This is a genomic window from Haematobacter genomosp. 1, from assembly GCF_002196855.1.
Taxonomy (GTDB): domain Bacteria; phylum Pseudomonadota; class Alphaproteobacteria; order Rhodobacterales; family Rhodobacteraceae; genus Haematobacter.
Genome location: NZ_NIPW01000078.1, coordinates 1 through 1,210, shown reverse-complemented (window position 1 = coordinate 1,210; position 1,210 = coordinate 1). Strand labels below are relative to the sequence as shown.

1 protein-coding gene is annotated in these 1,210 nt (G+C 65.0%); it reads right to left on the bottom strand.

From position 1 onward, the window contains the following. Window positions 1-34 precede the first annotated feature (34 nt). The coding region (gene tuf, locus CDV49_RS19980; protein ID WP_088217013.1) for an elongation factor Tu at window positions 35-1,210 on the bottom strand (1,176 nt) is incomplete at its 5' end.

Genomic DNA, 1,210 nt, shown 5'->3' with positions numbered 1-1,210 from the left:
GGCGTGGGGCGGAGCCCCGCCCTCAGCCTTTCGATTACTCGATGATCTTGGAGACGACGCCGGCGCCGACGGTGCGGCCGCCTTCACGGATGGCGAAGCGGAGCTTCTCTTCCATGGCGATCGGCGCGATCAGCTCGACCTCGAACTTCAGGTTGTCGCCCGGCATCACCATCTCCGTGCCTTCCGGCAGCTTGACGGTCCCGGTCACGTCCGTGGTCCGGAAGTAGAACTGCGGACGGTAGTTCGCGAAGAACGGCGTGTGACGGCCCCCTTCCTCTTTCGTGAGGATGTAGGCTTCCGCCTCGAACTTCGTGTGCGGCTTCACCGAGCCCGGCTTGCAGAGCACCTGGCCCCGCTCGACGCCTTCCCGGTCAACGCCGCGCAGCAGCGCGCCGATGTTGTCGCCGGCTTCCCCGCGGTCCAGCAGCTTGCGGAACATCTCGACGCCCGTGCAGGTCGATTTCTTCGTCGGGCGGATGCCCACGATCTCGACCTCGTCACCCACGTTGATCACGCCGCGTTCCACACGACCCGTCACAACCGTGCCCCGGCCCGAGATCGAGAACACGTCCTCGATCGGCATCAGGAACGGCTGGTCCACCGCACGCTCCGGCGTCGGGATGTACGCGTCCACCGCTGCGAGCAGCGCGCGGATCGAATCCTCGCCGATCTCCTTGTCGCGGCCTTCCAGCGCCGCAAGCGCCGAGCCCTTCACGATCGGGATGTCGTCGCCCGGGTACTCGTAGGACGACAGAAGCTCGCGCACTTCCATCTCCACCAGCTCCAGAAGCTCCGCATCGTCAACCTGGTCGACCTTGTTCAGGTAAACGACCATGTAGGGAATGCCCACCTGACGGCCGAGCAGGATGTGCTCCCGCGTCTGCGGCATCGGGCCGTCGGCCGCGTTCACCACCAGGATCGCGCCATCCATCTGCGCCGCACCCGTGATCATGTTCTTCACGTAGTCCGCGTGGCCGGGGCAGTCCACGTGCGCATAGTGGCGCGCGTCCGTCTCGTATTCCACGTGGGCCGTCGAGATCGTGATCCCGCGCGCCTTCTCTTCCGGCGCCGCGTCGATCTGGTCATAGGCCTTGAAGTCGCCGAAATACTTCGTGATCGCCGCCGTCAGCGTCGTCTTCCCGTGGTCAACGTGGCCGATCGTGCCAATGTTGACGTGCGGTTTCGTCCGTTCAAACTTTGCCTTTGCCAT